Origin of the sequence: Bariatricus sp. HCP28S3_D3, from assembly GCF_052065755.1 — a bacterium.
Lineage (GTDB): Bacteria > Bacillota > Clostridia > Lachnospirales > Lachnospiraceae > Allocoprococcus.
The window spans coordinates 1-529 of the sequence record NZ_JBQHTK010000106.1; the positions used below are offsets into that span (position 1 = coordinate 1).

At 40.6% G+C, this 529-nt stretch carries 1 protein-coding gene; it reads left to right on the forward strand.

The window, feature by feature from the left end:
- Nucleotides 1–457: transposase (locus ACTNB3_RS17920; protein WP_441027320.1), on the forward strand; the 457-nt coding region annotated here is incomplete at its 5' end.
- Nucleotides 458–529: the final 72 nt, after the last annotated feature.

Sequence of the window (529 nt, forward strand, 5' to 3'; positions counted from 1 at the left end):
GGCGAATCGTAAGGATTGGCTTGCTTTTATCTGCACAAATCCAACTCTGTCAGAAGAAGAAATCATTCGTATCTATGGAAAGCGCTGGCAGATTGAGGTGTTTTTCAAGACTTGCAAATCTACACTTAATCTCATTGGCGAATGCCACAGTCTCTCTTACGATGCATTGACAGCACATGTAGCCATTGTATTTGCCAGGTATATGCTTTTGGCATTAGAACAACGAAAAAATGAAGACCAACGAACCTTAGGAGAACTATTCTTCTTCCTGGTAGATGAGATGGCAGACATCACTTTCACAAGGTCTCTTTGCATCTTGATGGATGCTTTGATGGCAAGTTTTAAGGAGATTCTGAATCTGAGCGAAGAACAGCTTGCTGTATTTACTGCAGATTTTGTATCCAGACTACCGCAATATCTGCAAAATGCACTTGATTCGTGGGCAGCTAAAGCATAAATCGCTATTTTGTTAGCTGAAATATTGAGTTTTCAAGGTACGAAGCCCATTTTGGGTATGGGAAGTCTTAGT